This is a genomic window from Rhodanobacter terrae, assembly GCF_042657005.1.
GTDB classification, from domain to species: Bacteria; Pseudomonadota; Gammaproteobacteria; order Xanthomonadales; family Rhodanobacteraceae; genus Rhodanobacter; species Rhodanobacter terrae.
In genome coordinates, this window is sequence record NZ_JBHSNG010000001.1 from 268,232 (window position 1) to 293,744 (window position 25,513).

Annotated in this window: 28 protein-coding genes; 16 read left to right on the forward strand and 12 right to left on the reverse strand. The window is 64.9% G+C overall.

Features of this window, described 5'->3' with window-relative positions:
- The first annotated feature begins 99 nt into the window (after window positions 1–99).
- Entirely contained in the window at window positions 100–1,110 is a 1,011-nt protein-coding gene (locus ACFPPB_RS01270) for an aminopeptidase (protein WP_377323842.1), read from the forward strand.
- A gap of 84 nt (window positions 1,111–1,194) precedes the next feature.
- On the opposite strand, the gene ACFPPB_RS01275 is transcribed toward ACFPPB_RS01270, so the two are convergent.
- A complete protein-coding gene (locus tag ACFPPB_RS01275; RefSeq protein ID WP_377323591.1) occupies window positions 1,195–2,013 on the reverse strand; it encodes a c-type cytochrome in 819 nt (272 codons plus the stop codon).
- 361 nt (window positions 2,014–2,374) lie between these two features.
- On the opposite strand from ACFPPB_RS01275, the gene pncB reads away from it, so the two are divergent.
- Complete coding sequence (gene pncB, locus ACFPPB_RS01280; RefSeq protein ID WP_377323593.1) at window positions 2,375–3,562, forward strand: nicotinate phosphoribosyltransferase; 1,188 nt, start codon at window positions 2,375–2,377, stop codon at window positions 3,560–3,562.
- A gap of 27 nt (window positions 3,563–3,589) precedes the next feature.
- Here the strand turns inward: pncB and ACFPPB_RS01285 are convergent, their stop codons facing one another.
- The 3 genes from ACFPPB_RS01285 to ACFPPB_RS01295 all read right to left on the reverse strand — a co-directional run bounded on the left by ACFPPB_RS01285 (window position 3,590) and on the right by ACFPPB_RS01295 (window position 6,309).
- Window positions 3,590–4,378 carry a MetQ/NlpA family ABC transporter substrate-binding protein gene (locus ACFPPB_RS01285; protein ID WP_377323595.1) on the reverse strand — a complete coding sequence of 263 codons (789 nt, stop codon included), beginning with the start codon at window positions 4,376–4,378 and terminating at the stop codon, window positions 3,590–3,592.
- A 246-nt stretch (window positions 4,379–4,624) separates the two neighbouring features.
- Window positions 4,625–5,302, reverse strand: a complete 678-nt coding sequence (locus ACFPPB_RS01290) for a methionine ABC transporter permease (protein ID WP_377323597.1) — start codon at window positions 5,300–5,302, stop codon at window positions 4,625–4,627.
- Window positions 5,299–6,309 (reverse strand): methionine ABC transporter ATP-binding protein, encoded by a 1,011-nt coding sequence (locus ACFPPB_RS01295; protein ID WP_377323599.1) that lies wholly within the window; start codon window positions 6,307–6,309, stop codon window positions 5,299–5,301. The genes ACFPPB_RS01290 and ACFPPB_RS01295 overlap by 4 nt, the downstream gene beginning before the upstream one ends.
- 100 nt (window positions 6,310–6,409) lie before the next feature.
- Here ACFPPB_RS01295 and ACFPPB_RS01300 point away from each other — a divergent pair, with 100 nt between their 5' ends.
- Both ACFPPB_RS01300 and ACFPPB_RS01305 read left to right on the forward strand, forming a co-directional pair.
- Window positions 6,410–6,895, forward strand: a complete 486-nt coding sequence (locus ACFPPB_RS01300) for a glutathione peroxidase (RefSeq protein WP_377323601.1) — start codon at window positions 6,410–6,412, stop codon at window positions 6,893–6,895.
- A gap of 115 nt (window positions 6,896–7,010) precedes the next feature.
- The gene (locus tag ACFPPB_RS01305) at window positions 7,011–7,493 is read left to right on the forward strand and encodes an FKBP-type peptidyl-prolyl cis-trans isomerase (protein WP_377323603.1); all 483 of its coding nucleotides are present in this window, start codon (window positions 7,011–7,013) and stop codon (window positions 7,491–7,493) included.
- Between the two features lie 74 nt (window positions 7,494–7,567).
- Here the strand turns inward: ACFPPB_RS01305 and ACFPPB_RS01310 are convergent, their stop codons facing one another.
- Both ACFPPB_RS01310 and ACFPPB_RS01315 read right to left on the reverse strand, forming a co-directional pair.
- Window positions 7,568–8,659 carry a phospholipase A gene (locus tag ACFPPB_RS01310; RefSeq protein WP_377323605.1) on the reverse strand — a complete coding sequence of 364 codons (1,092 nt, stop codon included), beginning with the start codon at window positions 8,657–8,659 and terminating at the stop codon, window positions 7,568–7,570.
- Window positions 8,660–8,794: 135 nt separating this feature from the next.
- A complete protein-coding gene (locus tag ACFPPB_RS01315; protein ID WP_377323607.1) occupies window positions 8,795–9,199 on the reverse strand; it encodes a hypothetical protein in 405 nt (134 codons plus the stop codon).
- A gap of 192 nt (window positions 9,200–9,391) precedes the next feature.
- Here ACFPPB_RS01315 and ACFPPB_RS01320 point away from each other — a divergent pair, with 192 nt between their 5' ends.
- The gene (locus tag ACFPPB_RS01320) at window positions 9,392–10,627 is read left to right on the forward strand and encodes a winged helix-turn-helix domain-containing protein (protein WP_377323609.1); all 1,236 of its coding nucleotides are present in this window, start codon (window positions 9,392–9,394) and stop codon (window positions 10,625–10,627) included.
- A gap of 21 nt (window positions 10,628–10,648) precedes the next feature.
- On the opposite strand, the gene ACFPPB_RS01325 is transcribed toward ACFPPB_RS01320, so the two are convergent.
- On the reverse strand, window positions 10,649–11,116 hold the full coding sequence (locus tag ACFPPB_RS01325; RefSeq protein WP_377323611.1) for a hypothetical protein: 468 nt from the start codon (window positions 11,114–11,116) through the stop codon (window positions 10,649–10,651).
- A gap of 550 nt (window positions 11,117–11,666) precedes the next feature.
- Here ACFPPB_RS01325 and ACFPPB_RS01330 point away from each other — a divergent pair.
- The 5 genes from ACFPPB_RS01330 to ACFPPB_RS01350 all read left to right on the forward strand — a co-directional run bounded on the left by ACFPPB_RS01330 (window position 11,667) and on the right by ACFPPB_RS01350 (window position 15,279).
- Window positions 11,667–11,876: a cold-shock protein gene (locus ACFPPB_RS01330; RefSeq protein WP_072761891.1), complete on the forward strand. Its 210-nt coding sequence runs from the start codon at window positions 11,667–11,669 to the stop codon at window positions 11,874–11,876.
- Window positions 11,877–11,963: 87 nt separating this feature from the next.
- On the forward strand, window positions 11,964–12,881 hold the full coding sequence (locus tag ACFPPB_RS01335; protein ID WP_377323613.1) for an alpha/beta hydrolase family protein: 918 nt from the start codon (window positions 11,964–11,966) through the stop codon (window positions 12,879–12,881).
- A 68-nt stretch (window positions 12,882–12,949) separates the two neighbouring features.
- Window positions 12,950–14,011, forward strand: coding sequence for an NADH:flavin oxidoreductase/NADH oxidase (locus ACFPPB_RS01340; protein ID WP_377323615.1), 1,062 nt, complete (start codon window positions 12,950–12,952; stop codon window positions 14,009–14,011).
- A 16-nt stretch (window positions 14,012–14,027) separates the two neighbouring features.
- Window positions 14,028–14,906, forward strand: coding sequence for a pirin family protein (locus tag ACFPPB_RS01345; RefSeq protein WP_377323617.1), 879 nt, complete (start codon window positions 14,028–14,030; stop codon window positions 14,904–14,906).
- Between the two features lie 70 nt (window positions 14,907–14,976).
- Window positions 14,977–15,279, forward strand: coding sequence for an Mpo1-like protein (locus ACFPPB_RS01350; RefSeq protein WP_377323619.1), 303 nt, complete (start codon window positions 14,977–14,979; stop codon window positions 15,277–15,279).
- 144 nt (window positions 15,280–15,423) lie between these two features.
- Here the strand turns inward: ACFPPB_RS01350 and ACFPPB_RS01355 are convergent, their stop codons facing one another.
- Together ACFPPB_RS01355 and ACFPPB_RS01360 are read right to left on the reverse strand one after the other, a co-directional pair.
- Entirely contained in the window at window positions 15,424–15,684 is a 261-nt protein-coding gene (locus tag ACFPPB_RS01355) for a hypothetical protein (protein ID WP_377323621.1), read from the reverse strand.
- Window positions 15,685–15,803: 119 nt separating this feature from the next.
- Window positions 15,804–16,280, reverse strand: a complete 477-nt coding sequence (locus ACFPPB_RS01360) for a cytochrome C (protein ID WP_377323623.1) — start codon at window positions 16,278–16,280, stop codon at window positions 15,804–15,806.
- Between the two features lie 57 nt (window positions 16,281–16,337).
- On the opposite strand from ACFPPB_RS01360, the gene ACFPPB_RS01365 reads away from it, so the two are divergent.
- The gene (locus ACFPPB_RS01365) at window positions 16,338–17,123 is read left to right on the forward strand and encodes a tRNA threonylcarbamoyladenosine dehydratase (protein ID WP_377323625.1); all 786 of its coding nucleotides are present in this window, start codon (window positions 16,338–16,340) and stop codon (window positions 17,121–17,123) included.
- Between the two features lie 100 nt (window positions 17,124–17,223).
- Here the strand turns inward: ACFPPB_RS01365 and phbB are convergent, their stop codons facing one another.
- Window positions 17,224–17,964 (reverse strand): acetoacetyl-CoA reductase, encoded by a 741-nt coding sequence (gene phbB / locus ACFPPB_RS01370; RefSeq protein ID WP_377323627.1) that lies wholly within the window; start codon window positions 17,962–17,964, stop codon window positions 17,224–17,226.
- 107 nt (window positions 17,965–18,071) lie between these two features.
- Window positions 18,072–18,938, reverse strand: a complete 867-nt coding sequence (gene gluQRS, locus ACFPPB_RS01375; protein WP_377323629.1) for a tRNA glutamyl-Q(34) synthetase GluQRS — start codon at window positions 18,936–18,938, stop codon at window positions 18,072–18,074.
- A 138-nt stretch (window positions 18,939–19,076) separates the two neighbouring features.
- Here gluQRS and htpX point away from each other — a divergent pair, with 138 nt between their 5' ends.
- The 5 genes from htpX to ACFPPB_RS01400 all read left to right on the forward strand — a co-directional run bounded on the left by htpX (window position 19,077) and on the right by ACFPPB_RS01400 (window position 24,823).
- Window positions 19,077–19,967, forward strand: coding sequence for a protease HtpX (gene htpX / locus ACFPPB_RS01380; RefSeq protein ID WP_377323631.1), 891 nt, complete (start codon window positions 19,077–19,079; stop codon window positions 19,965–19,967).
- 117 nt (window positions 19,968–20,084) lie between these two features.
- Window positions 20,085–21,953 carry a molecular chaperone HtpG gene (gene htpG, locus ACFPPB_RS01385; protein WP_377323633.1) on the forward strand — a complete coding sequence of 623 codons (1,869 nt, stop codon included), beginning with the start codon at window positions 20,085–20,087 and terminating at the stop codon, window positions 21,951–21,953.
- Between the two features lie 330 nt (window positions 21,954–22,283).
- Window positions 22,284–23,090, forward strand: coding sequence for an isocitrate lyase/PEP mutase family protein (locus ACFPPB_RS01390; RefSeq protein WP_377323635.1), 807 nt, complete (start codon window positions 22,284–22,286; stop codon window positions 23,088–23,090).
- 346 nt (window positions 23,091–23,436) lie between these two features.
- Complete coding sequence (locus tag ACFPPB_RS01395) at window positions 23,437–23,679, forward strand: XAC0095 family protein (protein ID WP_377323637.1); 243 nt, start codon at window positions 23,437–23,439, stop codon at window positions 23,677–23,679.
- A gap of 256 nt (window positions 23,680–23,935) precedes the next feature.
- Window positions 23,936–24,823: a hypothetical protein gene (locus ACFPPB_RS01400; RefSeq protein WP_377323639.1), complete on the forward strand. Its 888-nt coding sequence runs from the start codon at window positions 23,936–23,938 to the stop codon at window positions 24,821–24,823.
- A 20-nt stretch (window positions 24,824–24,843) separates the two neighbouring features.
- Here the strand turns inward: ACFPPB_RS01400 and ACFPPB_RS01405 are convergent, their stop codons facing one another.
- Window positions 24,844–25,437, reverse strand: coding sequence for a TetR/AcrR family transcriptional regulator (locus ACFPPB_RS01405; protein WP_377323641.1), 594 nt, complete (start codon window positions 25,435–25,437; stop codon window positions 24,844–24,846).
- Between the last annotated feature and the right edge of the window lie 76 nt (window positions 25,438–25,513).

The window sequence follows — 25,513 nt, forward strand, 5'->3', positions numbered from 1 at the left end:
GCTGAGCATCGCTGATCCTTCGGGCACAATCGCGGGATGTCCCGATCCCGCTTCGTGTCCTCCAGCACTCGCTTCCCAAGGCTCATCGTCATCGCGGCGGTGGGCCTTGTGCTGTGTGCTTGCAGCAGCCTGCGTTACTACGTGCAGGCGGCGCGCGGCCAGGGCGAGCTGATCGCTCACCGCCGCGCGCTGGACGAACTTGTGCGCGATCCGGCCACCGACCCGAAGCTCGCCGCGCGCCTGCAGCTGGCCCGGCAGGCGCGCCGGTTCGCCTCGCGGCGACTGGCACTGCCTGACAATCGCAGCTACATCGGCTACGTCGAACTGCATCGGTCGTACGTGGTGTGGAACGTGTTTGCCACGCCACGCTATTCGGTGAAAGCGGTGCCGCAGTGTTTCCCTATCACCGGATGCGTGGCGTACCGGGGCTGGTTCCGCGAGGCCGATGCCAGGGCCGACGCGGCCCGGCTGCAGGCGCGCGGCGATGACGCCTGGGTCGGCGGCGTGCCGGCGTATTCCACCCTGGGCTGGTTCGCCGACCCTATCCTCTCCAGCATGCTGCGCTGGGATGACGACGAACTGGCCGGCACGATTTTCCACGAGCTGGCGCACCAGCTGATCTATGTGAAGGGCGACACTGCGTTCAACGAATCCTTCGCCACTTTCGTGCAGGCCGAAGGCTTGCGCGAATGGCGGCAGTCGCGCGGCCTGCCGCCGCAGGACGATCACGTGCAGAAGATGGATGACGGCTTCACCCGGCTGGCGCTGGATCTGCGCGAACGCCTGAAGGCGCTCTATGCCAGCGGTGTGGATGAGGCATCCATGGCCACCGGCAAGCGCCGCGAGATCGAGGCGTTCCGCGCGCGTTACGCGCAGTGGCGCGAGCGTAACTGGCCGCACGATCATCGCTACGACAGCTGGGTCGCGCAACCGATCAACAACGCGCGGCTGCTGCCGTTCGGTCTGTATGAGCAGTGGACCCCGGCCTTCGCCGCACTGTTTCGGCAGGCTGAGCGCCAGTGGCCGGCGTTCTATGCCGGTGTGCGCGAGCTGGCGCGCAAACCGAAAGCACTGCGCGAGAAATCGCTGCAGGCGCTGCTTGGCCAGTGAGGTGGCTCCGCCGGCGCCGCTCGAGCATGGCGGCGGCGGGACGCACAGCCATATCGTTGATGGCGCCTGGCCGCGGGCTCGGCCTCAATGAACGGCCTTGCGCCCGGCCATATGCCGCAGGTAGGCGAGCACGGCGTCGAGATCGGCATCGGACAGCGTCTTCGCGTCGAATCCCTGCATCTTCGCCTGTGGCCATTGCCGCAGTGACTGCGGATTGCGGATGAAGGCGCGCAGCAGGTCGGCGCGCAGGTATTCCGTCGGATTGTGCGGGAGATTCAGGTCCGGCCCGAGTCTCGCGTCGCCTTGGCCGTTGAGCGTGTGGCAGGCGAAACAAGTGTGCCGGAACACCACGAAACCGCGTTGCACCGCGCTGTCCGCGGGCAGCGACGGATCGGGCAGGATCGCCGGAAAGCGCGCGGCCACGCCGTCCAGTTTGCGAATGGATGCCAGCTGATACGGCCATTGTTCCGGATTCACCTGGGCGGCCTGTGGCCGGGTCCATACAATGTAGAAGGGGCCGGCGTGGCCATGGTCCTTGCCCAATGCGGGCCACGGCTGCGTCGGGTCCTCGATCGCCAGCCACGCTTCGCTGCCCTGTCTGTTCAACAGCAGCGCAGCGGGAATCTCGGCGGCGAAACCATCGCCGGCGACGAACTGCAGGTGATCGCCGGTGCCGATGCCCTCGAGCAGCGCAGTCAGGGGTACCGCGCGGTAACGCATCGCGCGATGGAACGCGACGTCTCCGGGTACGTCGATCGTTCGCACGTCGTGGCGTGCCAGCAGGGTTTCGGTGCGATAAGTGGTGACGCCGTGGCCGAGATCGATCTTCAGCTCGGCGCCCCGCGCAGGCGCGATTGCGCTCAGGAGCATCAGCCCGAGTGTAAGCAGGCACAGCAACTTCATGACTAGCTCCGGGGAAGGCGTGAAGAAATTGTAAGGCCAGCTGCTGCGGCGACATGCATTCCTCTCGGTCGTCCGGCGAGCCTGTCGGAGAGCTGAACAAATCCCGGCATGCGCATTGAACTCTCACCGCAATGGCTACACTAAGCACACGTATCGCCGTGATGGCGACAGGAAGTGGCGCAGCACATCGAGCCACTGAGGGGCTGGCCTTACCTCCCCTGGAGGCCACCTGACAAACTCCATCCGTCCTCCCCTGGCGGATGGAGTTTTTTTTTGTGCGAAACCGACGGCGGTTCGCGTGGGATGCGCTTCGGCATGGATAATGGCTCATGCGCACCTCTTAATCGTGCCTGGGCCACTGATGATCATCGATTCGCTGCTCGATACCGACCTGTACAAATTCTCGATGATGCAGGTGGTGCTGCATCAGTATCCGGCTGCCCAGGTCGAGTACCGCTTCAAGTGCCGCAACCCGGGCATCGACCTGGTGCCGTACATCGAGGAGATCCGCGCCGAGCTGGCGGCGTTGTGCCAGCTGCGCTTCGCGGCGGACGAGCTGGACTATCTGCGCGGCTGGCGCTTCATCAAGAGCGACTTCGTCGATTTCCTGGGGCTGTTCCAGCTCAACGAGAAGTACGTGGAGATTGCGCCGGCCGCGGCGGGCAACGGCGAGATCGAGATCCGCATCCGCGGGCCGTGGCTGCATACGATCCTGTTCGAAGTGCCGCTGCTGGCCATCATCAACGAAGTCTATTTCCGCCATACCAGCGCGGACCTCGACCTGGCCGAGGGCAGGCGGCGGCTGCGGGCTAAGATCGCGTTATTGCGCGATACGCCGGATTACGCCGGCTGCAAGATCGCCGATTACGGTACGCGTCGGCGCTACTCGCGGACGTGGCAGCGCGAAGTGGTGACCGAGTTGCGCGACGGACTGGGCGCGCAGCTGGCGGGCACCAGCAATGTGTGGCTGGCGCGCCAGCTCAACCTGACTCCGCTGGGTACGCTGGCGCACGAATATCTGCAGGCGCATCAGGCGCTGGGCCCGCGTCTGCGCGATTCGCAGGTGGCTGCGCTGGAAGCGTGGGCGAAGGAATACCGCGGCGATCTCGGCATCGCCTTGTCCGATGTCTACGGACTCGAAGCGTTCCTGCGCGATTTCGACATGTACTTCTGCAAGCTGTTCGACGGCACCCGGCACGATTCCGGCGACCCGTTCGCCTGGGGCGACAAGGTGCTGGCGCATTACCGCGCGAACCGGGTCGATCCGCGCAGCAAGGTGCTGGTGTTCAGCGACGGCCTCGACGTCCCGAAGGTGATGCAGCTGTACGCGTACTTCCGCGATCGCTGCCTGCTTGCGTTCGGCGTCGGCACCAACCTGACCAACGATGTAGGGCCGACGCCGCTGCAGATCGTGATCAAGATGATCCGCTGCAACGGCCAGCCGGTGGCCAAGCTCAGCGACTCGGCGGGCAAGAACATGTGCGAGGACGCGGCGTACGTGACCTACCTGCGCCAGGTATTCCAGATACCTGCGACGCAGGGGCTTTAGTTCATTCCGCCGGGAAGCCGGCTGCGCTCAGAAAGCCGGCAACACGGCGCCGTGGTACTTCTGCTCGATGAACGCCCTGATCTCCGGGCTGTTCAGCACCTTGGCCAGTTTCTGCACGCGCGGATCGTTCTGGTTGTCGGGGCGGCCGACCAGGTAGTTCACGTAGGGCGAATTGCGGTCCTCGATCAGCAGCGCGTCTTTGGTGGGATTCAGGCCGGCCGCCAGCGCGTAGTTGGTATTGATCAACGCGAGGTCCACCTCGTCCAGCGTGCGCGGCAGCATCGCCGCCTCCAGCTCGCGGAACTGCAGATGCTTCGGGTTCGCCGTGATGTCCTTCAGAGTGGAAAGCTCGTTGCTCGGGTCTTTCAACGTGATCAGGCCGTGTTTCGCCAACAGCAGCAGCGCGCGGCTGCCGTTGCTGGGGTCGTTCGGGATGGTCACGCTGGCGCCGTCGGGCAACTGATCGATGCTCTTGAATTTGTGCGAATACGCACCGAACGGCTCGATGTGCACGCCGGTAATGGTCACGAGATGGGCGCCGTGCTCGCGATTGAACGTGTCCAGATAAGGCTTGGTCTGGAAATAGTTCAGGTCGATGTTCTTCTCGACCAGTTGCGTGTTCGGTTGCACGTAGTCGGCGAACACCTTGATCTGCAGATCCACGCCTTCCTTCGCCAGCAGCGGCTTGGCCTGCTTGAGGATTTCGGCATGAGGAATCGCGGTGGCGGCCACGCGAAGTGTCTGGCCATCTTCCTTGGGCGTGGAACAGCCCGTGAGCAAGAACAGGGTCAGGGCGGTGGCGAACAGCAGTCTCATGATGAATATTCGCTTGTGCGGCGCACAATGATAAGCCGTCTATACCGCCAAACACAAACCGATGGGCTCAACTTGATGGGACGGCCGTTGCCGGTAACGCGTCACGCCTTGGGCGCGACATAGCCGGCCAGCAGGAGCAGGGCCAGGACGAAGGCGACGGCGGCAAGCAGCAAACTCATGGCGGCGATTTCTCATGGGCGGCCAACAAAGGTTGGCTGCGCACACCGCCGAACGCAAATAACCAAATCAGCGTCGCTTATAACGCATCACGATGCGATCGCCGATCATCTGCAGCAGCTGTACCAGGACGATCAGCAGCGCCACGGTGACCAGCATGTAGTCGGACTTGTAGCTGAGATAGCCGTAGCGATAGGCGAGGTCGCCGAGGCCGCCGGAGCCGATCGCGCCACCCATGGCGGTATAGCCGACCAGGGCGATCGCGGTGACCGTGATGCCGGCGAACAGGCCGCCGCGCGCCTCGGGCAGCAGCACATGGCGCACGATCTGCCACAGGCTGGCGCCCATCGCCTGGCTGGCTTCGATCACGCCTTGCTGCACTTCGCGCAGCGCGGTTTCCACCAGCCGCGCGAAGAACGGCGCGGCGCCGATCACCAGCGGCGGAATCGCGCCGCGGATGCCGAGCTTGGTGCCGACGAGGAAATAAGTCACCGGCATCAACACGATCATCAGGATGATGAACGGCACCGAGCGCAGGATGTTCACCAGCAGCGAGGTGACCGCATAGAGCTTGGGCATCGGGCGCAGCTGGCCCTTGCCGGTGAGGTACAGCAGCACGCCCAGCGGCAGGCCGATCAGGATGGTGAGCAGCAGCGAGCCGCCAAGCATCAGCAAGGTATCGATGCAGGCGTGGCCGATCTCGCCCCAGTCGTCGATATTGGGAAACAGTGTCTGCAGCATGTTCATCGGTGCAACTCCTCGATCTCGATGCCGGCCTCGCGCAGTGCCACCAGGGCGGCGTCCACGCCGGCGCCCTGCATGGCCAGGGTGAGCTGGCCGTAGGGCAGGTCCTTGATGCGGTCGATGCGGCCGGCAAGGATGTTGAAGTCGATTCCCGTCTCGCGCGCGACGCGGCCCAGTGCCGGGGTCAGCGTGGTGTCGCCGCGGAAGCTCAGCCGCAGGATGCGTCCGGGCACCTGGGCGAACGGTGCCAGTTCGCTCGCCGCTTCCTCCGGCAATGCCTCGTTGACGAAGCGCCTGGTGGTGGCGTGTTGCGGATGCAGGAACACGTCGGCCACCGAACCGCGCTCCACGATCACGCCGGCATCCAGCACCGCCACCCGATCGCAGACGCGCCGTACCACGTCCATCTCATGGGTGATCAGCACGATAGTGAGCTTCAGCTCGCGGTTGATCTCGGCCAGCAGGTCGAGCACCGCTGCAGTGGTCTGCGGGTCGAGTGCGCTGGTGGCCTCGTCGCACAGCAGGATCGAGGGCCGGTTGGCCAGCGCGCGGGCGATGCCGACGCGCTGCTTCTGGCCGCCGGAAAGCTGCGACGGATACTTGTCGGTGTGCGCCGTGAGCCCGACCCTTGCCAGCAGCTCGTCGACACGGGCACGCAGGACGGCGGGGTCGCGTTCGCCCGCCAGCCGCATCGGAAACGCGACATTGTCCGCCACCGTTTGCGAGGCGAGCAGGTTGAAGTGCTGGAAGATCATGCCGATTCTGCGCCGCTGCGCGCGTAGCGCCGGTTCGGCCAGTGCAGTCATCTCGACGTCGTTGATGAAGATGCCGCCGCCGCTGGGTCGTTCGAGCAGGTTGATCAGCCGTATAAGCGTCGATTTGCCGGCACCGGACAGGCCGATGATGCCGAACACCTCGCCATCGGCAATGTCGAGGCTGAAGGGTTGCAGCGCGGGAATGTCCTTGCCGTCGACACGGTAGGACTTGTGGACATCGACAAAGCGGATCACGACGGACCTGGGCCTGCGGCTGGGAGCGCCATTCTATGCCACGGGCGTCACACGCAATGGCGTAGACTGCCTGATTGATCCAATCAGAGGGAGTCCGGCCATGTCCAGTGTCTACGATTTCAGCGCCCGCGATATCGACGGCAATCAGCGCTCGCTCGCCGAATGGCGCGGCAAGACCTTGCTGATCGTCAATGTTGCGTCCAAGTGCGGTTTCACGCCGCAATACAAGGGACTGGAGACGTTGTGGCAGGATCAGCGCGATCGCGGGCTGGTGGTGCTGGGCTTTCCGTGCGACCAGTTCGGCCATCAGGAGCCGGGCGATGAGACCGAGATCAAGACGTTCTGCAGCACGCAGTACGACGTGACTTTCCCGATGTTCGCCAAGATCGAGGTGAACGGCGAACAGGCCGATCCGCTGTACAAGTGGCTGAAGAGCGAGGGCAAGGGCATCCTGGGCAGCGAGTCGATCAAGTGGAATTTCACCAAATTCCTGGTCGACGCGGAAGGCCAGGTGGTGAAGCGCTACGCCTCCACCGATACGCCGGAGAAGATCGGCAAGGACACGCTGGTGCGGCTGGGCGGTTGAGGGGTAGACGATCGCCAACCCCGCCGCGGTCGGGGGCGTTTTGCCGTGTTCTGGTAACCTTGCGCGTTCGTGTCGGCACCTGGCCGGCGGACTTGAACTTATTCGCGAGATTCACATGCAGATTGCCCAGAACTCCGTTGCTGCCTTCCACTACACGCTGACCGATGACGAGGGTCAGGTCATCGACAGTTCCGAAGGCCGCGAGCCGTTGACCTACCTGCATGGCAGCGGCCAGATCGTGCCCGGCCTGGAAAAGCAGATGGAAGGCCGCGCGGTCGGCGACAAATTCATCGCCGACGTGAGCCCCGAAGAGGGTTACGGCGTGCATCACGCCGAGCTGATGCAGGAAGTGCCGCGCGAGGCCTTCCAGGGTGTCGCGGACATCCAGCCCGGCATGCAATTCCAGGGTCGTGGCCCGCAGGGCGAGATCAACGTCACCGTGACCAAGATCGAGGACGACAAGGTGTTCATCGACGGCAATCATCCGCTGGCCGGCAAGACCTTGCATTTCGCGATCGAAGTGACCGATCTGCGCGCCGCCACCGAAGAAGAGCTGGCGCACGGTCACGTGCACGGCGCGGGCGGTCATCACCACTGAGCGTAGCGGTTGCACCCTGATATGACCAAGGTCCGGCGATGCTGCATCGCCGGACCTTCATTTTTTCAGCCGGCTCAATACCAGTCGAGCAGTGAAATACCCACGCCGGCATAGGTGGCGTTGTGATTGTAGTCGATCAGGCTTTCGCCGTAGCCCTTGAACACTTCCGCATAGCCGCGCAGGTTGCCGGCGATCGGGAAGCTCCAGCTGAATTTGGCGGCGCCGTGCTGGCGGCTGCCGCCGCGGAACGAGTCGCGCAGCATCATGCCGAATTCCTGGCCGCGCCATTCATGGACGATCTGGATCTCGCCGCGTCCCATGTAGTCGCTGATGTCGGGATTGTCGTCGGTGATGCGCGCTTCGGGTATGCGCCACCACGGCCGAATCATCACCGTCCAGCCGTTGCGTTCGAAACCGATGTTCGCGATCACCCGGTTCCAGCCGCGCGATTGCGGGTTGCCGCGCCCGTTGGACTGATGGTCGAAGCCGACGCCAAGCAAGCGGCCATCCCAGCCGAGCAGGCGATAGTCGGTGTTGAACACCAGCATCGCCTCGGGCTCGTAATTGGTCTCGCGGAACGGCCGCGACTGCTTCGTGTTGTAGACCTGCCAGCGCGAGGACTGGGTGTAGCCGACCCACACGTCGCCGGCATCGCCGAATACTCCCTGCCACACCTTGGTTTTCAGGCTGAGCTGGAATTTCATCTCGACATTGTCCAGCTGCTCGCTGTGCGCCACCGTGTTGTCGGGATTCGGGCTGTGCGGCTGCTTGTTCTGGTCGCTGGTGGCGAACACCGGCAGCACATACACCGGCTGGTAGCCTCGGATGTTGAAGGTGCCCAGCTTGCTCTCGGGCGACAGTTCCCAGCGGCTGTCGAGCAGCGAGAGCGGCCGCGCCACTTCGCTGTTGGTTTCCACCGCGGCCGTCGTGTCTTTGCGGTCACGGCTGAAAATGTTCGGCGCGGCCGTTGCCGTGTTCACCCGTTTCTGCGCGGCAGGCAGATTCACCCGTCCCGTAGCGTGGTCGTAGCAGGCCAGCCTTTGGGCATCGCTCTCGATCGCAGTACAGGCGCGGATATCGGACGGGTCCGGGTTTTGTGCATGCGCGGATGGGGCAATCAGGACGGCGGTCAGTACCAGTAGCGGGACGGCGGAAGGAGGCTTCATCAGGAACGAGTTTCCCAGGCGGTCGAGGCTGCAGCCCAGTCCATGCAACCCGGCTGAGGCGGGAAACCATGACCGAGACCGGCAAAACGAGAGCCGGCCATGATGCGATCACGACCGGCTCGATGGGACGGACCGTCAGAGCTGCTTGGTCCAGTTGGTGTATTCGGTCTTGCTGATGTGACCGTCGCGGTTGGTGTCGGCGTGGATGAAATCGTTGGCCAGCGGTGGATAGGCGGCGGCTTGTTCCTCTGAAATCGACTTCTTGCCGCCGGACAGCTGTTCGAATGGAGGCGCCGGGCCGATCGTAGGCGCCGGTGGCGGAACGCTCCGCACGATGACTTGCCCCTGCGCCGCCTGACCACTGGTCGAAGCGGAGGAGGGCGCTGGCGAGGGAGAGGGCATTGGCTGCGTCGAGGTTGCCGGGGCGGGCATATCCTGTCCTGTCGGCGAAGACGGCGGTGCGTTCTGGGCGATCAGCTGACCGGCTATCGCGAAGGCGCCGGCAGCGAGAGTGGACAGCAGTGGCTTGCGAAATTTCATGATCGAGACTCCATGCCAGAATATGTTGCGTGAGATTGTGCGGATATCCGCAATCCATTGGGGCGGGACCTCCGTTGCCGGTGTCCAACTCGGGGTCACGCTAACAGGGACTTTGTAAATGCCGGCTCAATATCCTGATCAACACACCGTGAAGCTGCCGTGTCGTTGAGCCCCGCTTCAGGTGATGGCCGCATGCTGAGCCGGACGCAGGCGCGCCTGCTGCAGCTGGCTGCGCAAGGCCTGTTGCAGCCATTGCGGCGGCGCCCCCGGCCCGGCGATGTGGTGGCGATGGTCGAGCGCATGCGCCTGCTGCAGATCGACACCATCCATGTGGTGGCGCGCAGCCCGTATCTGGTACTGCATGCACGGCTGGGCGACTACCCGATGAGCTGGCTGGACGAGGCCCTGGCCCAAGGTCGCCTGGCCGAATGCTGGGCGCACGAGGCATGCTTCATCAGCGCGGCCGATGTGGGATGGCATCGCGGCGGACACGATCAGCGCATGCACCACTGGGCGCAGCGGCACGCGGCGCGCATGCTTCGCGAACAACGCGCCGACATGGATGCGCTGCTGGCCGGCATACGCGAATCCGGCCCGGTGCGCGCGGCGGACTTTGTGCGCAAGGACGGCGCGGCCAAGCCGGGCTGGTGGGAATGGAAGCCAGAGAAGCGCTGGTTGGAGGCTTGGTTCGCACTGGGCGAGCTGATGGTGGCTCGACGGGAGAATTTTCAGCGCGTATACGACCTCGCCGAACGTGTACTGGCGCGGCTCGATCCACCGTTCGATCCCGCGGCCGACGCATTCTCGGCGGCGGACCTCCGGCGTCGCTTCATCATCGACAGCGTGCGCGCGCTGGGCGTGACGCCGGCCGGCTGGATCGCCGATTATTTTCGCCTCAGGCCGAAGGTCACCGACCATGAGCTGGCGCCGCTGCTGGCCAGCGGCGAACTGCTGGCGGTGCCGGTGCAGGGCTGGGCCACGCCGGGGTATGTGCACCGCGATCACGGCGACGTGCTGGACAAGGTGCGGCAGGGCCGCTTGCGCGCCACGCATACGGCACTGCTGTCGCCGTTCGACCCGTTGGTATGGGATCGCGCACGGACGCTGACGATGTTCGATTTCGAATACACCATCGAGTGCTATACACCGGCAGCGAAGCGCCGCTACGGCTACTTCGTGCTGCCGATCCTGCATCGCGGCCAGTTGATCGGCCGGCTCGACGCGAAGGCACATCGCAGCGACGGCGTCTTCGAGATCAAGGCCTTGTTTCTGGAGCCCGGCGTGACGCCCGTGCCTTCGCTGGTCCAGGCTGTGGCCAAGGCGATCGTCGAGACGGCCCGCTGGCACGGCACCCCGGAAATCCGGCTGGGCCGCACCCAGCCGGCGACGCTGGCGAAGGCATTGCGTGCCGTCTCGAAGGATCAGTAAGCGCCGGCACCGTACCCGGAATCAGGGCGTGCCGCTGCCGCTGCTGTTCGGGGCGGGTGTTTCCGCGCACGATTTGCCGTGCAAGGCCTCGCGCAATTGGCTGGCCAGCGAGTTGCAGCGTGCCGCCAGCTGCGGGCGGATGTCGGGATTCTCCGAGTCGCGCAGCAGGCTGGTGCGCATCGCCTCGTAACGAGACTGCAGTTGATTCGGCGCAAAAATGGCCGCGGCACGATGGCAGGCGAGGTAGCTGGACAGATAATCGTCGCAGGCCGGGATGCCGGTGCGGTCAGGCAGGTTGACGTCGGTGACGATGATATGGCCTTTGGGGGTCCTGCGCTGGCGGGCATTCCCGGCGGCGGCTGCGGAGGTGGTTGCAGAGGATGTTTCAGTCGATGTGGTGGTCGTCCGGGTGGCCTTTTGCTCGGCACAACCAGTCAGTAACAGACCACCGACCATGGCGACCAGCGTCAGACGGGTCAGGATAGGCATTGTCGACACTCCTCCAGCTTGGCGACCTTGCCGGCGGCCGAATGGCAAGCCGGTAGCGGATCGCGGAATTTATCCACACTAGACAAGGTTCGAGGTAAAGGAAATCTGAATTTACCGCCCGATGGACAAAATCGAATGCATTGATCGATTCATTGCCGGTGGCAATGGGCTTGGACGCTTTGTGCATTTTCGGGCGATTACCGGCGGCGTCAAGTTTTCGGGAAGGCGGCAGGTCTCCTTACATGGCAGCGCAAGGCCAGAAGGACCGGCAGGCCGGCGAAGTGCCCCGGCCGATGGGCACTTTTCCACGGGAAACCTGACAGCGATGCCCGGTTTTATCCCGCCGGGTTAATCGCCGTGACAATCGGCTTGACAAATCACTTGCGCGCATGAAATCCGTTATGCTTGGGCCACTGTGTCTGCTTGGCTACGTGCGTGCCCCGTAAGGGTTTCCTGAATCCGCCGTTGCACCCGCCCCTGCATGCTCAGTAAACCGTCGGCCCGTTGGGGCCGGTTTGTCTCAGCGTCTGGTAATGGATCGGAGTGAGTCATGTCGGATCGTGAAGTGGGTACAGTCAAGTGGTTCAACGACGCCAAGGGTTTCGGCTTCATCAGCCGCGATAATGGCCCTGACGTGTTTGTGCATTTCCGCGCCATCACGGGTTCGGGTTTCAAAAGCCTGCAGGAAGGGCAGAAGGTGAGCTTCAAGGTCGTCGACGGCCAGAAGGGCTTGCAGGCCGAAGACGTCACACCCGTTTGATTGAGGTGGCGGATCCTGTTTTTTGAAGAGGCCGGCATATGCCGGCCTTTTTTTGTAATGATCGCGCCAATTCGTTAGCCTGTCGGGATGTCCGATCATTCTGCCGAAGTTGTCGTTGCCGCGGGGATTGAGCCGGTGGTGATTCAGGTGGCGGCCGTCGACGGTTCCCATTTCGAATTGCTGTGCGTCCAGCCCGCCGGCGACTGGCACCGGTTGTTGTACTGGATGCCGGCCATGGGCATATCGGCCCGGCACTACCTGCCGCTGGCCGAAGCGCTGGCGGCGCAAGGGACAGCGGTGGCCGTGCACGAGTGGCGCGGCATCGGTTCCAGCAATCGGCGTGCCGGTCGGGCCAGCGACTGGGGCTATCGCGAACTGCTGCAGGACGATCTTCCGGCCGGGATGGCGGCGTTGCGCACACGCTGGCCGCAGGCGACCTGCTGGCTGGGTGGGCACAGCCTGGGGGGTCAACTGGGTTTGCTGTACGCCAGCCTGCATGCGGCCGAGTTTGCCGGCCTGCTGCTGGTGGCCAGTGGGGCGCCGTACTGGCGCCGGTTCCGGCATGGCTGGCTGATCGTCGTGGCTTACGCGCTGGCCCCCTGGCTGGCCCGTGTGCTGGGCTATCTGCCTGGGCGCCGGATCGGCTTTGGCGGCAACGAGGCGCGCGGCGTGATCGCCGACTGGTCGCGCACAGGGCGCACCGGCCGCTACGCGGCCGCGGGCATGACCCAGGATATGGAACGGCAACTGGCGTCAGTGCGGCTGCCGCTGCTGGCATTGCGCCTGCGCGACGACTGGCTCGCACCGCAGGCGTCGCTGGACTGGCTGCTGGGCAAGCTGGGGCCGGGCGAACGCAGCGTGGATGTGATCGCGCCGCAGGAGCTGGCTGGGCCGGCCGATCATTTTGGCTGGATGAAAACGCCGGCTCCCGTCGCTGCCCGCATCGCCCGCTGGCTCGCCGGCCAGGACGCCGCAGCCGTCAGGCACGCGGGCACGGTCGCTTGATTCCATGGACTTCAGCCAGCATCTGGATGGGCTGTCTCTGCTGCGGAAACCACTAATGAATCTGCACGATGAATCTGTTTGAACCGTTCACCCAGCGCAGCCTCAGCCTGCGCAACCGCCTGGTGGTCTCGCCGATGTGCCAGTACTCGGCCGTCGAAGGCGTGCCGAACGACTGGCATATGGTGCATCTGGGCAGCCGAGCCGTCGGTGGAGCGGCGGTGGTCATCGCCGAAGCCACCGCGGTGTCGGCGCAGGCGCGCATCTCGCCGCAGGACACCGGCCTGTGGAATCAGGCCCAATCGGAGGCATGGCAGCCGATCGCCCGGTTCATCAAGGCGCAAGGTGCGATCCCCGGCATTCAATTGGCGCACGCCGGGCGCAAGGCCAGCACGCTGCGGCCGTGGCAAGGCCATGGCCCGGTGCCGGGCGGGCAGGGCGACTGGCTGACCGTGGCGCCGTCGGCGCTGGCGTTCGATAAGGGCTGGAACGTGCCGCAGGCGCTGGACGAGGCCGGCATACGCGCGGTGGTTGCGGACTTCCGTGCCGCCGCGCAGCGGGCGCTGGCGGCCGGCTTCGAGTTGATCGAACTGCACGCGGCACACGGTTACCTGCTGCACCAGTTCCTGTCGCCGCTGAGCAACCAGCGCAGCGACAACTATGGCGGCAGTTTCGAGAATCGCAGCCGCATCGTGCGCGAGGTCATCGTCGCGGTACGCGAGGTATGGCCGGCCGAGCTGCCGCTGTGGCTGCGCATCTCGGCCACGGACTGGGCCGATGCTGGTGGCTGGGACATCGAACAGAGCGTGCGGCTGGCGGAAGAAGTGAAGTCCCTCGGCGTGGACCTGATCGACGTCTCCAGCGGCGGCCTGCTGCCGCACGTGAGGATTCCGCTGGGACCGGACTACCAGGTGCCGTTCGCCGCGCGCATCCGGCGCGAGGCCGGCATCGCCACCGGTGCGGTGGGGCTGATCACCGAAGTCGAGCAGGCCGCCGCGATCGTTGCGAACGGCGAGGCCGATGTGGTGCTGATGGCTCGCGAAAGTCTGCGCGATCCGTATTTCCCGCGCCGTGCCGCGCAGTTGCTGGATGCGCAGATCGCCGCGCCGGTGCAGTATCAGCGTGCCTGGTGAACCGGAGGAAAGCCCGATGGAAGCCACCCCGAAACTGATTGCCGACGCCCGCGTGCACGATCTCGGCGACGGTTTCATGGTTCGACGCATGCTGCCCGTGCTGCAGGTGCGCCACGTCGGTCCGTTCGTGTTCTTCGATCATATCGGGCCCGCCCGGTTCAGCGCCGGCAAGGGCATGGACGTGCGGCCGCATCCGCATATCGGCCTGGCCACGGTCACCTGGCTGTTCGACGGTGCGATCCGCCATCGCGACAGCCTGGGCAGCATGGCCGACATCTACCCTGGCGAAGTGAACTGGATGACGGCCGGCCGCGGCATCGTGCATTCGGAACGCACGCCGCCGGAAGAACGCCAGAGCGGGCAGAAGCTTCACGGTATCCAGGTCTGGGTGGCGCTGCCGCAGACCGATGCCGAGGTGGAGCCGGAATTTCATCACCACGATCGCGCTGCGCTGCCGCAGATCCGCCAGCCCGGTATCGAGGCCGTGCTGATCGCCGGCAGCGCGTACGGCGAGCACTCGCCGGTGAAGGTGTTCGCGCCGATGTTCTTTCTGGAGGCGCGTTTGGCCGCAGGCGCCGAACTGTCACTTCCGCAAGAACACGCCGAACGCGGCGTGCATGTCGTCGAAGGTGCGGTCAGCTGGGGGGCGCTGGACGTCGGCGCCACCCAGATGGCGGTGCAGGCCGGACCATCGGCACCACCATTGCGCGCACGCGAAGCGAGCCGCGTGATGTTGTTCGGCGGCGCGCCGCTGGATGGCGAGCGCCACCTGTGGTGGAACTTCGTCGCCAGCACGCGCGAACGTATCGAGCAAGCCAAGGCCGACTGGGCAGCCCAGCGCTTCGGCAAGGTGCGCGGTGACGAGGAAGAGTTCATTCCGCTGCCGGAGCGCTGAGTTCTCTTGCGCTCTTGCGCCTTGGCGCAGCGCGCCGGGCCGGTTGCCGCGGCTTCATCTGGAGGTTCGCATGTCCGAATTCACCCGTTTTAGCGAGTTCTATCCCTACTACCTCGGTGAGCACCGCAACCGCACGTGCCGGCGGCTGCATTTCATCGGCAGCACGCTGGTAATCCTGATCGTGTTGCTGGCTATCGTCAGCGGCCAGCCGCGCTGGCTGTGGCTGGCGCCGATCGCTGGCTACGGCTTTGCCTGGATCGGGCACTACGTCTACGAGAAGAACCGCCCCGCGACGTTCCGCCATCCGCTCTACAGTCTGATGGGCGACTGGGTGATGTACTGGCAGGCGCTGCGCGGGAAGATCAAGTTCTAGGGAACCTCGAAGAACTCGCGATCGCTCGTCATCCCAGCAAAAGCTGGGACCCAGCGTCCTTGGGTTTCGACGAATTGAAGTCACTGGGTCCCAGCTTTCGCTGGGATGACGAGCTAATGGCCCAATGGCGAGGCGCCCCGAGCCTCAATCGTATTTCTGGTGGCAGTCATGGCAGGTCTGCAGCACTGGCCAGCTGGTGGCGTCCAGCGCGCGGCAATCGATCGGCGACGCCTGCGCGGCATCCGCCAGTGTGCCGTGCAGCCTGCCTGCGAGGTGCAGGAAATCCGGATCGGCGCCGGTGAAGGCAGGCTCCGCGTCGATCGAGGCCATCGACATCTGCTGCAATCCGAGGTCGCTCGTACCGGCTTCGCACCGGCCGGAGGCGACGGACTGCTTGAGCCTCATGGACGCCGGAACGGACGGGATGAGGCGAGCATGGTCCGGCGGGGCTCAGGCGCAGGGCACTGAAAATGGCGTTTTGCCTACCCGAAATGGCGGGTTATGCGGCGAGCGAATCCAGTGCTTCAGCGGTATTGCTGGTGACAGGACTGGCAGGCCTCGCCGACCGGCTTCAATGCGGCGTCCAGGGCCGGGCAGTCGGCGGGAGCGGCCTGCACGGCGGCATCGGCGGCCCGGTGCAGCTTGTCGGCGATCTGGAAGAGGGCTGGGTCCGCACCGGCGAAGGCCGGGCGGATGTCGGAGGACATCGCCTGCAGCGCCAGCAGGTGCGGGCGCGTGGACTGGGCATCGCAGCGCTGCGCCTTCATGGCGTGCTTGAGCTCGCCGGCGTGATAAGCCATCACGTGCATCACCGCCTTGGGCAGCGGATTGCGCTCGCCCAGCACATTCATCACCTGCACGGTGCCGAGGATGCCGATGACCAGGCCGAGCACGATCAGGAGGGCGGCGCGCATAGATACCTCATGGTTTGCAATGGGAAAAGGCCAAGCATAGCAAGCGCCGGCGGCGACACCACGTAGAATGCGCGGCATGAAAGCCATGCCTGCCTTCCGTGTTCCCGTCGTCGCCTCCGTCCGCCCGCTGCCGGAGCGGCACCGATGAGGGCGACTGAGGCGGCCGAACGTTTCGCCGGCATCGAGCGGCTGTACGGCGCCGGCACGCTGGACCGGCTGGCGCAGGCGCATGTCTGCGTGATCGGCATCGGCGGCGTCGGCTCATGGGCCGCCGAGGCGCTGGCGCGCAGCGGCGTGGGCCGGCTCACCCTGATCGACGCCGACGAAGTCTGCGTGTCCAACACCAATCGCCAGCTCCATGCGCTGGACGGCGAGTTCGGCAAGCCGAAGGTCGGCGTGATCGCGGCGCGGGCGCATGCGATCAATCCGGCGATCCGGCTGGAAGCGATCGAGCGCTTCCTCACCCCATCGACGCTGGACGAACTGCTCGACCGCGGCTACGACGCGGTGCTCGATGCGTGCGACGCGTTCCGCGTGAAGCTGGAGACCATCGCCTGGTGCCGCCGACGCAAGCTGCCCATCGTCAGCGTGGGTTCGGCCGGCGGACGTACCGATCCTACCCAGATCCGCGTACGCGACCTGTCGCGCACCGAGCACGACGCGATGTTCAGCCTGATCCGCAAGAAGCTCCGCACCGACTTCAACTTTCCGCGCAATCCCGATCGCTACTTCGGCGTGTCCGCGGTGTACTCGCTGCAGAACGTGCAGTACCCGCAGCCCGACGGCACGGTATGCGGCAACCGGCCGCCAGGTGGCGATGCGTTGAATCTCGCCTGCGGCGGCGGCCTTGGTGCGGCCACCCACGTTACCGGCGCATTCGCCTTCGCGGCGGTGGGCAAGGTGCTGGAGAAGCTGCTGACTCCCCGGTAGGAGCCCACTCGTGGGCGATGCCGTTGCTCTGAATCTCCAAATATCAAAACAACGGCATCGCCCACGAGTGGGCTCCTACAGGGGGAGCATGGGGCGCCGCTTACCAACCCATGTAATGCCCGCCGTTGATCGCCAGGTTCGCGCCGGTGATCCAGCTCGCCTGGTCGCCGGTGAAGAAGGCCACCGCATGCGCGATCTCGTCCGGCCGGCCCAGGCGTCCCACCGGGATCTGCGCCACGATCTTCTCGCGAACCTCTTCCGGCACCGCCATCACCATTTCGGTGCCGACGTAGCCGGGCGAAACCGTGTTGACCGTGATGCCGAACTTCGCGTTCTCCTGCGCCAGCGAAATCGAGAAGCCGTGCATGCCGGCCTTGGCCGCAGCGTAATTGGCCTGGCCGTATTGCCCCTTCTGGCCGTTGATCGAGCTGATCTGCACGATACGGCCCCACTTGCGCGCGCGCATGCCTTCGATCACCGGACGGGTGACGTTGAAGCAAGCGTTCAAGTTGGTGTTGATCACGTCCATCCACTGCTGGTAGGTCATCTTGTGGAAGGTGGTATCACGGGTGATGCCGGCGTTGTTGATCAGGATATCCACAGGACCGCACTGCTGCTCGATCGCGCGGATCATCGTCTCGCTGCTATCCGGATCGGAGACGTCGCCCGGCACCATGCACACCTCGATGCCGTCCTTCGCCATCGCCTGGCGCCATGTCTCGGCCTTGGCCGCGTCGCGGTAGTTGGTGGCGACCTTGTGGCCCTGGCCGGCCAGGTAACGAACGATCGCGCTGCCGATACCACCGGTGCCGCCGGTGACCAATGCCGTACGCTGGGTCATATCCTTGATCTCCTGTGGAGTGAAGCAGAGGGCTGTCGTATCGGCATCATGCCAAGGTGTTGCTGCAATCGCACGGCATGCCGATACACAATCAGCTTTATAGCGTTTCAGACGGCAGAGTGACCGCTGCAATGCGGCAAAAGCGCGGGGTCGAAATTCGCCAGCGCATGCGCCAGCAGATCCCGTACGTCCGTCGCGGCTGCCGGAATCGGCACGGACAGAAAGGTCAGCGCCTGCCGCAACGCAGGCAGCGGGTTGGCGGGATCGACCGGGCTGGCCTGTTCGGACTTGGACAGCTTGCGGCCGTCCGCGCCCATCACCAGCGGCAGGTGCCGGTACGCCGGCGTCGGCAGGCCCAGGCAGCGCTGCAGCCAGATCTGCCGCGCGGTGGAATCGAGCAGATCGCTGCCGCGCACCACCTCGGTGACGCCCTGGAACGCATCGTCCACCACGCAGGCCAGCTGGTAGGAATAGAAACCCTCGGCGCGGCGTATCACGAAGTCGCCGACGCTCCCGCGCAGATTTTCACGCTGCGGTCCCCGCAGCGCATCGTCGAAATCCACTTCGATATCCGGTACGCGCAAGCGCCATGCCGGGGAGCGGTCCGGATTGGTGGCGGCGATGCACTGGCCATTCCGATGCAAACCACCCCCGGCAGCCAGCTCGCTGCGGCTGCACCAGCACGGGAACAACTGGCCCGCCGCACGCAGCTGCCCGAACGCCGCGTCATACGCCGCGATGCGCTGCGACTGGAACAGCGGCGGCGCATCGGCCACCAGCCCGAACGCCGGCAGCGCCGCGAGGATGCCGGCCGCCGAGCCGGCGACCTCGCGCGGCGGGTCGATATCCTCCATCCGCACCAGCCATTGCCCGCCGGCATGCCGCGCATGCAGCCAGCTGCCCACGGCGGCCACCAGCGAGCCGAAATGCAGTTGTCCGGTGGGCGAAGGGGCGAAGCGGCCGCGGTAGGTCATGCGGCCATTTTAAGCCACGCATCGGTCGCCGACAGACATCGTGGACCCTTGAAACTGTGCACCCGTGCCCCGAATTTTCATCCACGCGCTCCGCGCATATCCCCCTTCATGACTGCCACACCCAAGAGAGAGACAGCCATGCGTCGCATTGCATTGTTCATCGCTACCAACCTCGCCGTCCTGGTCCTGCTGAGCATCGTCTGCCACCTGCTCGGCATCGACCAGATGGCCGCCAGCCGCGGCTATGGCGGCATGGGCGGCCTGCTGGCGTTTGCCGCCGTGTTCGGCATGGGCGGCGCCTTCATCTCGCTGGCGATGTCCAAGATGATCGCCAAGTGGTCCACCGGCGCGCAGGTGATCACCCAGCCGCAGAACGAGACCGAGCGCTGGCTGGTCGACACCGTACGCCGCCACGCGCAGAACGCCGGCATCGGCATGCCCGAGGTGGCGATCTACGACGCGCCGGAGATGAACGCGTTCGCCACCGGCATGACCAAGAACCATGCGCTGGTCGCGGTGAGTTCCGGTCTGCTGCAGCAGATGGATCGCGAGCAGATCGGTGCCGTGCTCGGTCACGAGATCGGCCATGTGGCGAACGGTGACATGGTGACGCTGACCCTGATCCAGGGTGTGCTCAACACGCTGGTGATCCTGGCCGCCCGCATCGTCGGCCGGGCGGTGGACAGCTGGCTGTCCGGCGGTCGCGACAATCGCGACGGCGGCGGTATCGGCTACTTCGTGGTGGTGATGGTGCTGCAGGTGGTGTTCGGCCTGTTCGCCTCGATGATCGTGGCCGCGTTCTCGCGCTGGCGCGAGTTCCGCGCCGATGCCGCGGGGGCGAAATTCGCCGGTCGCGGCGCGATGATCTCGGCGCTGCAGCGCCTGCAGGCCAACCACGGCGAAAGCACCTTGCCCAGCACCATCGCCGCGTTCGGCATCTCCGGTCCGCTGGCCGAGGGCATGAAGAAACTGTTCATGAGCCACCCGCCGCTGGACGAGCGCATCGCTGCGCTGCGGAACGCCAGCTAAGACACAGCGACCAGCTGAACCTGGTTAAACCGTACACTTTCCCATCCGCCGCTCCGGCCCGCGCCGGAATGACGATCCAGAGAATTCAACATCCACGCAACAACGGAACATCCACGCATGAACGCACCCGCCGAAACCCGCAAATTCGAAGCCGAAGTCGCCCAGGTGCTGCACCTGGTCACGCACTCGCTGTACTCGCACAAGGAAATCTTCCTGCGCGAGCTGATCTCCAACGCCTCCGACGCCTGCGACAAGCTGCGCTTCGAGTCGATCGCCAAACCCGAGCTGATGGCCGGCGACGGTGAGCTGCATATCGACGTGAGCTGGGATCCGGATGCGCGCACCGTCAGCATCCGCGACAACGGTGTCGGCATGGACCGCGACGAGGTGGTGGCGAACATCGGCACCATCGCCAGTTCCGGCACCAAGCGCTTCCTGGAAGCGATGTCGGGCCAGCAGAAAGCCGACGCGCGGCTGATCGGCCAGTTCGGCGTGGGCTTCTATTCCGCTTTCGTGGTGGCCGACAAGGTCACCGTCCTCACGCGTCGCGCCGGCGCGCCGGCCGGCGAGGGCGTGAAGTGGGAGAGCGACGGCAAGGGCGAATATTCGCTGGAGCAGGTCGAGCTGGCCGAGCGAGGTACGACTGTCATCCTGCACCTGAAGGCCGACGAGGACGAATTCCTCAAGCGCTGGCAGCTGCGCTCGCTGATCACCAAGTACTCCGACCACGTCGCCTTCCCGATCCGCATGCCGGTAGAGAAAGACGGCAAGCCCACCGACGAATTCGAAACCGTCAACGCCGCCTCGGCGCTGTGGACCAAGCCCAAGTCCGAGATCGGCGACGCGGACTACCAGAGCTTCTACAAGTCGCTAGGCCACGATTTCAACGACGCGCTGGCGTGGACGCACAACCGCGTCGAAGGCAGCCAGAGTTTCACCACCTTGCTGTACATCCCCTCGCAGCCGCCGTTCGACCTGATGATGGGCGGCCGCGACGAGCGCAAGGGCTTGAAGCTCTACATCAAGCGCGTATTCATCATGGACGCGGCCGAGGAACTGCTGCCGAACTACCTGCGCTTCGTGCGTGGCGTGGTCGACGCCGACGACCTGCCGCTCAACGTCAGCCGCGAGATCCTGCAGCAGAACCGCCAGCTCGACCGCATCAAGTCCGCCTGCGTCAAGCGCGTGCTCGACCTGATCGAGAAGCTCGCCAAGGACGAGCCGGAGAAATTCGCCACCTTCTACAAGGCGTTCGGCAACACGCTCAAGGAAGGCATCAGCGAAGACGCCAACAACCGCGAGCGCATCGCCAAGTTGCTGCGCTTCGCTTCGACCAAAGGCGAGGGCGGCGCGCAGACCGTCTCGTTCGACGACTACATTGGCCGCATGCCGGTGGGCCAGGACACCATCTGGTTCATCACCGCCGACAGCTACGCCGCCGCCATCGGTAGCCCGCAGCTCGAAGCGTTCAAGGCCAAGGGCACCGAAGTGCTGCTGATGTCCGATCGCATCGACGAATGGATGCTCGGGTCTTTGAGCGAATACGGCGGCAAGAAACTGCAGAACGTCGCCAAGGGCGAACTGCCGCTGGATGAAGCGGACAAGAAAAAGCAGGAGGAGTCCGCGAAGGAGGCCGAGCCGCTGGTCAAGAAGCTCAAGGCGCTGCTCGGCGACCGCGTCGGCGACGTGCGCGTCTCCGCCCGCCTCACCGACTCGCCGTCCTGCCTCGCCCTAAGCGATTACGAAATGGCCCCGCACCTGGCCCGCTTGCTGCGCGAAGCCGGCCACGACATGCCCGACAACAAGCCGACGCTGGAGATCAATCCGCAGCACGCGTTGCTGAAACGCGTGGAAGCCGAAACCGATGAGGCGAAGGCGAAAGATCTGGCCACGCTGCTGCTGGAGCAGGCGGAGATTGCCGCCGGGGCGCAGCTGCCGGATCCGTCGGCATTCGTGCAGCGAATGAATCGGGTCTTGCTGGGGTGAGGCGCGGCGCGCCTTGCCGCTATGAGGAGGCCCGCCTGTCCGGCGGGTTTTCCTTTGCTCCCTCTCCCCGGAGGCGACCGAAAGGAGTCCCGTTGCAGGTGGAGGAGGGTTGGGGTGAGCGGCTGGTGCTCGCGGGAATCCCGCCTACCCGTCACCCCAGCGCCAGCTGGGGCCCGGTGCCTTCAGCTCATGCAGATTTCGTCCCTTCCGGGAGATTCTTCCATGCGCTTCGCGGTATCGCGGCGAACCGTTGCAAGGGCGCGCCTGTTGCCGGGATGAAACTTCAAGCAGAATGCACGATCCGCATCGGCGATGCATCGGGAGCTCGACATGTCAGAGAACGCAGCCATCTTCCGTCAATTGCACGGCGGCCCGCAGCCGTTGCGGCTGCCCAATGCCTGGGACGCCGGAAGTGCCAGGTTGTTCGAAAGCCTGGGCGCCGCGGCCATCGCCACCACCAGCGCGGGTCTGGCCTGGGCGCTCGGCTACGCGGATGGGGGGAAGCTGCCGGTGGATGCCGCCATCCATGCCGCCGCCGGCATCGCGCGCGTCCTCACGGTGCCGTTGTCGATCGACATGGAAAACGGCTACTCCGATGATGCGGCGACAGTAGGCGAGACGATCCGGCGGCTGCTCGATGTCGGCGTCGCCGGCATCAATATCGAGGACGGCAGCCAGGCGCCGACCGCGCTCGCCGCGAAAATCGAAGCCATCAAGAACGCTGCCGCAAAAGCGGGTTCGGACATCTTCGTGAATGCGCGCACGGACGTGTATCTGGCCAACCTGGCCGAGGCCTCGCGACGGGTCGATGAAACGCTGTCGCGCGGCGCGATCTATCGCGCGGCCGGTGCCGACGGCTTGTTCGTGCCCGGCCTGCATGACCCGGCGGAGATCCAGGCCATCGTGGCGGGGGCCGGCCTGCCGCTCAACGTGATGGCGTGGCCGGGCCTGCTGCCGGTCGACGAATTGGACCAGCTCGGCGTGCGGCGCTTCAGCGCGGGCTCGGGCATCTCGCAGATGCTGTGGGGCCACGCTGAAACATTGGCGCGGGATTTTCTCGATAGCGGGCGCTCCGAGTCGCTGGCCAAGGGCGCGATGGCGTACGGCCGGATCCAGGCTTTGTTCGCGGGAACGTAAGCGACGAAGCGCTCGTTCGAATACTGCCTACCCGTCACCCCAGCGTAGGCTGGGGTCCAGTGCCTTCAGCTGAATGCTCGCTGCTGCATCAGCACCCACAGGCAAGAGCTTTCGTGCGCCTTCGACGCCCGAGTCATCCACCTTGCGAATTCTTGTAGGAGCCCGCTGGCGGGCGATGCTCTTGCTCTGGTTGGTTGTTTGAAGCGAAGAGCTTTCGTGCGCCTCTGGCGCCCGAGTCACTTTTCTCTTGCGTGGCCACCGGAGGGCTCCAACGATGGCAATGAAGAAGCCGTTGGGTGTCAGCGAAGCCACCACACGTTGTCACGCTCACCAGGAGTGATGGGCCATGGGTAAGAACCAGGTTGCCGAGATGTACTACCAGCTTCCCGAAGAGGCGCATGAACAACTGTGCAACATACGCGACGAGATCCGGTTGCTTGCCGATCTCACCGCGCGCATCAGCGACGAAGCGGATGATCTCCAGGCGTCGCCCAAGGCGCCGGCGCGATGTTTCGATCGCTTGGCCGATGAGTTGTCCGGCGCCTTGCACGAGAGCTTCTGGCCGACGAAGAAAGACCCTGAGAGATAAGGCCCTGTGCCTTTCGCGCAACGCGGCGATGCCCAAGGGCACTGGGTCCCGGAAATCGCTTCGCGATTCCGGGATGACGAACAAAATCAGGCGTCCATAAGGGTGGGGCAGGGAATGCGGATGGAACGCGGGTGCACGTGATGTGCCTGATCGGGCATCCTGTGTCTGACAAGATCACGAGGGGGTTTGGAAAGTGCCATCAGCCAAGGAAAAGCCGTCGTCGTTTCCGTATGCCGTAATGCTCGCCGTGATGGCGGTGAGCCTGGCGCTGGCCACCTTCGGCCTCTATCGCTGGCGATACATGTCGATGGGCATGGACGATGCGAGGCGGTTGGGAGTTCTTTATATGATGCTGGGCAGCGACCTGGCCGGCCTGGTGATATCGGCGGCGTTCGCGCTGGGCTTTACGCAGTGGATGCTCGAGCGGCGACGCCTTGCCGGTTTGCCTGACTATGCCGCCGTGGGTATCGGGGTGCTCAAGGGGTTGCTCGGCGTTGCGCTGATGTTCGCCTGGCAGATGGCGGCGCAGGCGTTGCTCACGGCGTACGACCACTACGCGGGCGTGCAGCTGGTCGCGATCCTGAGCCTGGTCCTGGGTCATCTGATTACGGTGGCTGCGGTGATGGTTCCGATAGGGCTGGCTTTTTCGGTTCTGCGCGGGCAGGCGATACCGGCTTCGCCTCAGCCGGCAGAGTTGCGCGGACGCGCCTTGCTGATGTTCACGCTGTTCGCGTGGTCCTGGCTGCTGGTGCTGGCGCAGTTGGTGGCGCCCATGGCGATGCAGTTCTATGGCAGCGAGCTGGAAGCGTCCCCCGCGATCCCATATGCAGGCTCGATCGCCCTGGTGCTGCCTGCGTTCCTCGGAGGTTTGCTTGGATTGCCGCGAACCATGTCGCAGACCCGGCCGCTACGGCTGTGGCTGGCGGGTACGCTGGCGATGGTCGTGGCGACTTTCACGATGGTTTGCATCAGCGGATTCGTCGGCAATGACTTTGCGCCGCGTACCATTTTCTCCGCTGTCTCCGTGCTCATGGCGGGGATCTGGTTTGTCGTATCGACTCTGCTGTGCTGGTTGCTGGTAAGGGTGCTCTGCCGTACGCAGGCGCCGCCGCTGCGCGACGGAAGGATTCTTACGGATCGTTGAAGCGGATTGCCGCGGCGAATTTACGGTGTTGGTGCGGCGGCATTCGTCGCCGGTATGGCGAGCTGGCTGAATGTGCGGTCCATGTCTTTCCGCGATAGATGCGTTTTTTCGTCCAGCCGCCAGCCGAGCAGGCCGAAGAGCGCGCCGGCAATGAACGGGACCAGCGGCTCGCGCTGTGTTGCCCTGGCGCGTGAGGGCGGCAGGACGAGTTTCACTTCTTCGCGCACCAGCTCGACCACGAGGCCCTGGATATGGTGCTGCACGGCTGTGCCGCTGCGTTTGCCGACCATGGCCTGGAACACGTCGCGATGGTCGTTGACGTGCTCGAACAGCTCGCGACTGAAACCGAATAGCCGTTCGCTTCGACGGTCTTGCCGGGCGCGTGCCTCGCGCTGGCGTTGCCGGAGCAGGACGCGCAGTTCGTCGAAGTCATAAAGCAGGGGTTCTTCCTTGTCGCTGAAGTGTGCGTAGAACGTCGTGCGGCCGACGCCGGCGCGATCGGCGATCTCCTGCACCGACAAGATTTCGAACTCCTTTTCCTTGACCAGTGCCAGCAGCGATTCGCGCAGGAGTTGCCGCGTGCGCTGGATCCCGCGGTCTTCTTGTGGGGCCATGGCCCGCGATCCGGGATAGGCGCACGCCGGGGCACCCGCCGCTGCCGTCGCCGAGGTGCCCGAGGAGCGTGGCCCG

Bases quoted from the DNA above. Each gene is read 5' to 3' on its own strand.
- ACFPPB_RS01365 (WP_377323625.1), top strand. From the start codon at position 16,338: ATGAGGGCGACTGAGGCGGCCGAACGTTTCGCCGGCATCGAGCGGCTG.
- ACFPPB_RS01310 (WP_377323605.1), bottom strand. From the start codon at position 8,659: ATGAAGCCTCCTTCCGCCGTCCCGCTACTGGTACTGACCGCCGTCCTG.
- ACFPPB_RS01275 (WP_377323591.1), bottom strand. From the start codon at position 2,013: ATGAAGTTGCTGTGCCTGCTTACACTCGGGCTGATGCTCCTGAGCGCA.
- ACFPPB_RS01285 (WP_377323595.1), bottom strand. From the start codon at position 4,378: ATGAGACTGCTGTTCGCCACCGCCCTGACCCTGTTCTTGCTCACGGGC.
- ACFPPB_RS01405 (WP_377323641.1), bottom strand. From the start codon at position 25,437: ATGGCCCCACAAGAAGACCGCGGGATCCAGCGCACGCGGCAACTCCTG.
- ACFPPB_RS01305 (WP_377323603.1), top strand. From the start codon at position 7,011: ATGCAGATTGCCCAGAACTCCGTTGCTGCCTTCCACTACACGCTGACC.
- ACFPPB_RS01335 (WP_377323613.1), top strand. From the start codon at position 11,964: ATGTCCGATCATTCTGCCGAAGTTGTCGTTGCCGCGGGGATTGAGCCG.
- htpG (WP_377323633.1), top strand. From the start codon at position 20,085: ATGAACGCACCCGCCGAAACCCGCAAATTCGAAGCCGAAGTCGCCCAG.
- ACFPPB_RS01345 (WP_377323617.1), top strand. From the start codon at position 14,028: ATGGAAGCCACCCCGAAACTGATTGCCGACGCCCGCGTGCACGATCTC.
- ACFPPB_RS01395 (WP_377323637.1), top strand. From the start codon at position 23,437: ATGGGTAAGAACCAGGTTGCCGAGATGTACTACCAGCTTCCCGAAGAG.
- ACFPPB_RS01355 (WP_377323621.1), bottom strand. From the start codon at position 15,684: ATGAGGCTCAAGCAGTCCGTCGCCTCCGGCCGGTGCGAAGCCGGTACG.
- ACFPPB_RS01320 (WP_377323609.1), top strand. From the start codon at position 9,392: ATGCTGAGCCGGACGCAGGCGCGCCTGCTGCAGCTGGCTGCGCAAGGC.
- ACFPPB_RS01340 (WP_377323615.1), top strand. From the start codon at position 12,950: ATGAATCTGTTTGAACCGTTCACCCAGCGCAGCCTCAGCCTGCGCAAC.
- ACFPPB_RS01330 (WP_072761891.1), top strand. From the start codon at position 11,667: ATGTCGGATCGTGAAGTGGGTACAGTCAAGTGGTTCAACGACGCCAAG.
- ACFPPB_RS01315 (WP_377323607.1), bottom strand. From the start codon at position 9,199: ATGAAATTTCGCAAGCCACTGCTGTCCACTCTCGCTGCCGGCGCCTTC.
- ACFPPB_RS01290 (WP_377323597.1), bottom strand. From the start codon at position 5,302: ATGAACATGCTGCAGACACTGTTTCCCAATATCGACGACTGGGGCGAG.
- pncB (WP_377323593.1), top strand. From the start codon at position 2,375: ATGATCATCGATTCGCTGCTCGATACCGACCTGTACAAATTCTCGATG.
- ACFPPB_RS01300 (WP_377323601.1), top strand. From the start codon at position 6,410: ATGTCCAGTGTCTACGATTTCAGCGCCCGCGATATCGACGGCAATCAG.
- ACFPPB_RS01350 (WP_377323619.1), top strand. From the start codon at position 14,977: ATGTCCGAATTCACCCGTTTTAGCGAGTTCTATCCCTACTACCTCGGT.
- phbB (WP_377323627.1), bottom strand. From the start codon at position 17,964: ATGACCCAGCGTACGGCATTGGTCACCGGCGGCACCGGTGGTATCGGC.
- ACFPPB_RS01390 (WP_377323635.1), top strand. From the start codon at position 22,284: ATGTCAGAGAACGCAGCCATCTTCCGTCAATTGCACGGCGGCCCGCAG.
- ACFPPB_RS01325 (WP_377323611.1), bottom strand. From the start codon at position 11,116: ATGCCTATCCTGACCCGTCTGACGCTGGTCGCCATGGTCGGTGGTCTG.
- gluQRS (WP_377323629.1), bottom strand. From the start codon at position 18,938: ATGACCTACCGCGGCCGCTTCGCCCCTTCGCCCACCGGACAACTGCAT.
- ACFPPB_RS01360 (WP_377323623.1), bottom strand. From the start codon at position 16,280: ATGGCTTTCATGCCGCGCATTCTACGTGGTGTCGCCGCCGGCGCTTGC.
- htpX (WP_377323631.1), top strand. From the start codon at position 19,077: ATGCGTCGCATTGCATTGTTCATCGCTACCAACCTCGCCGTCCTGGTC.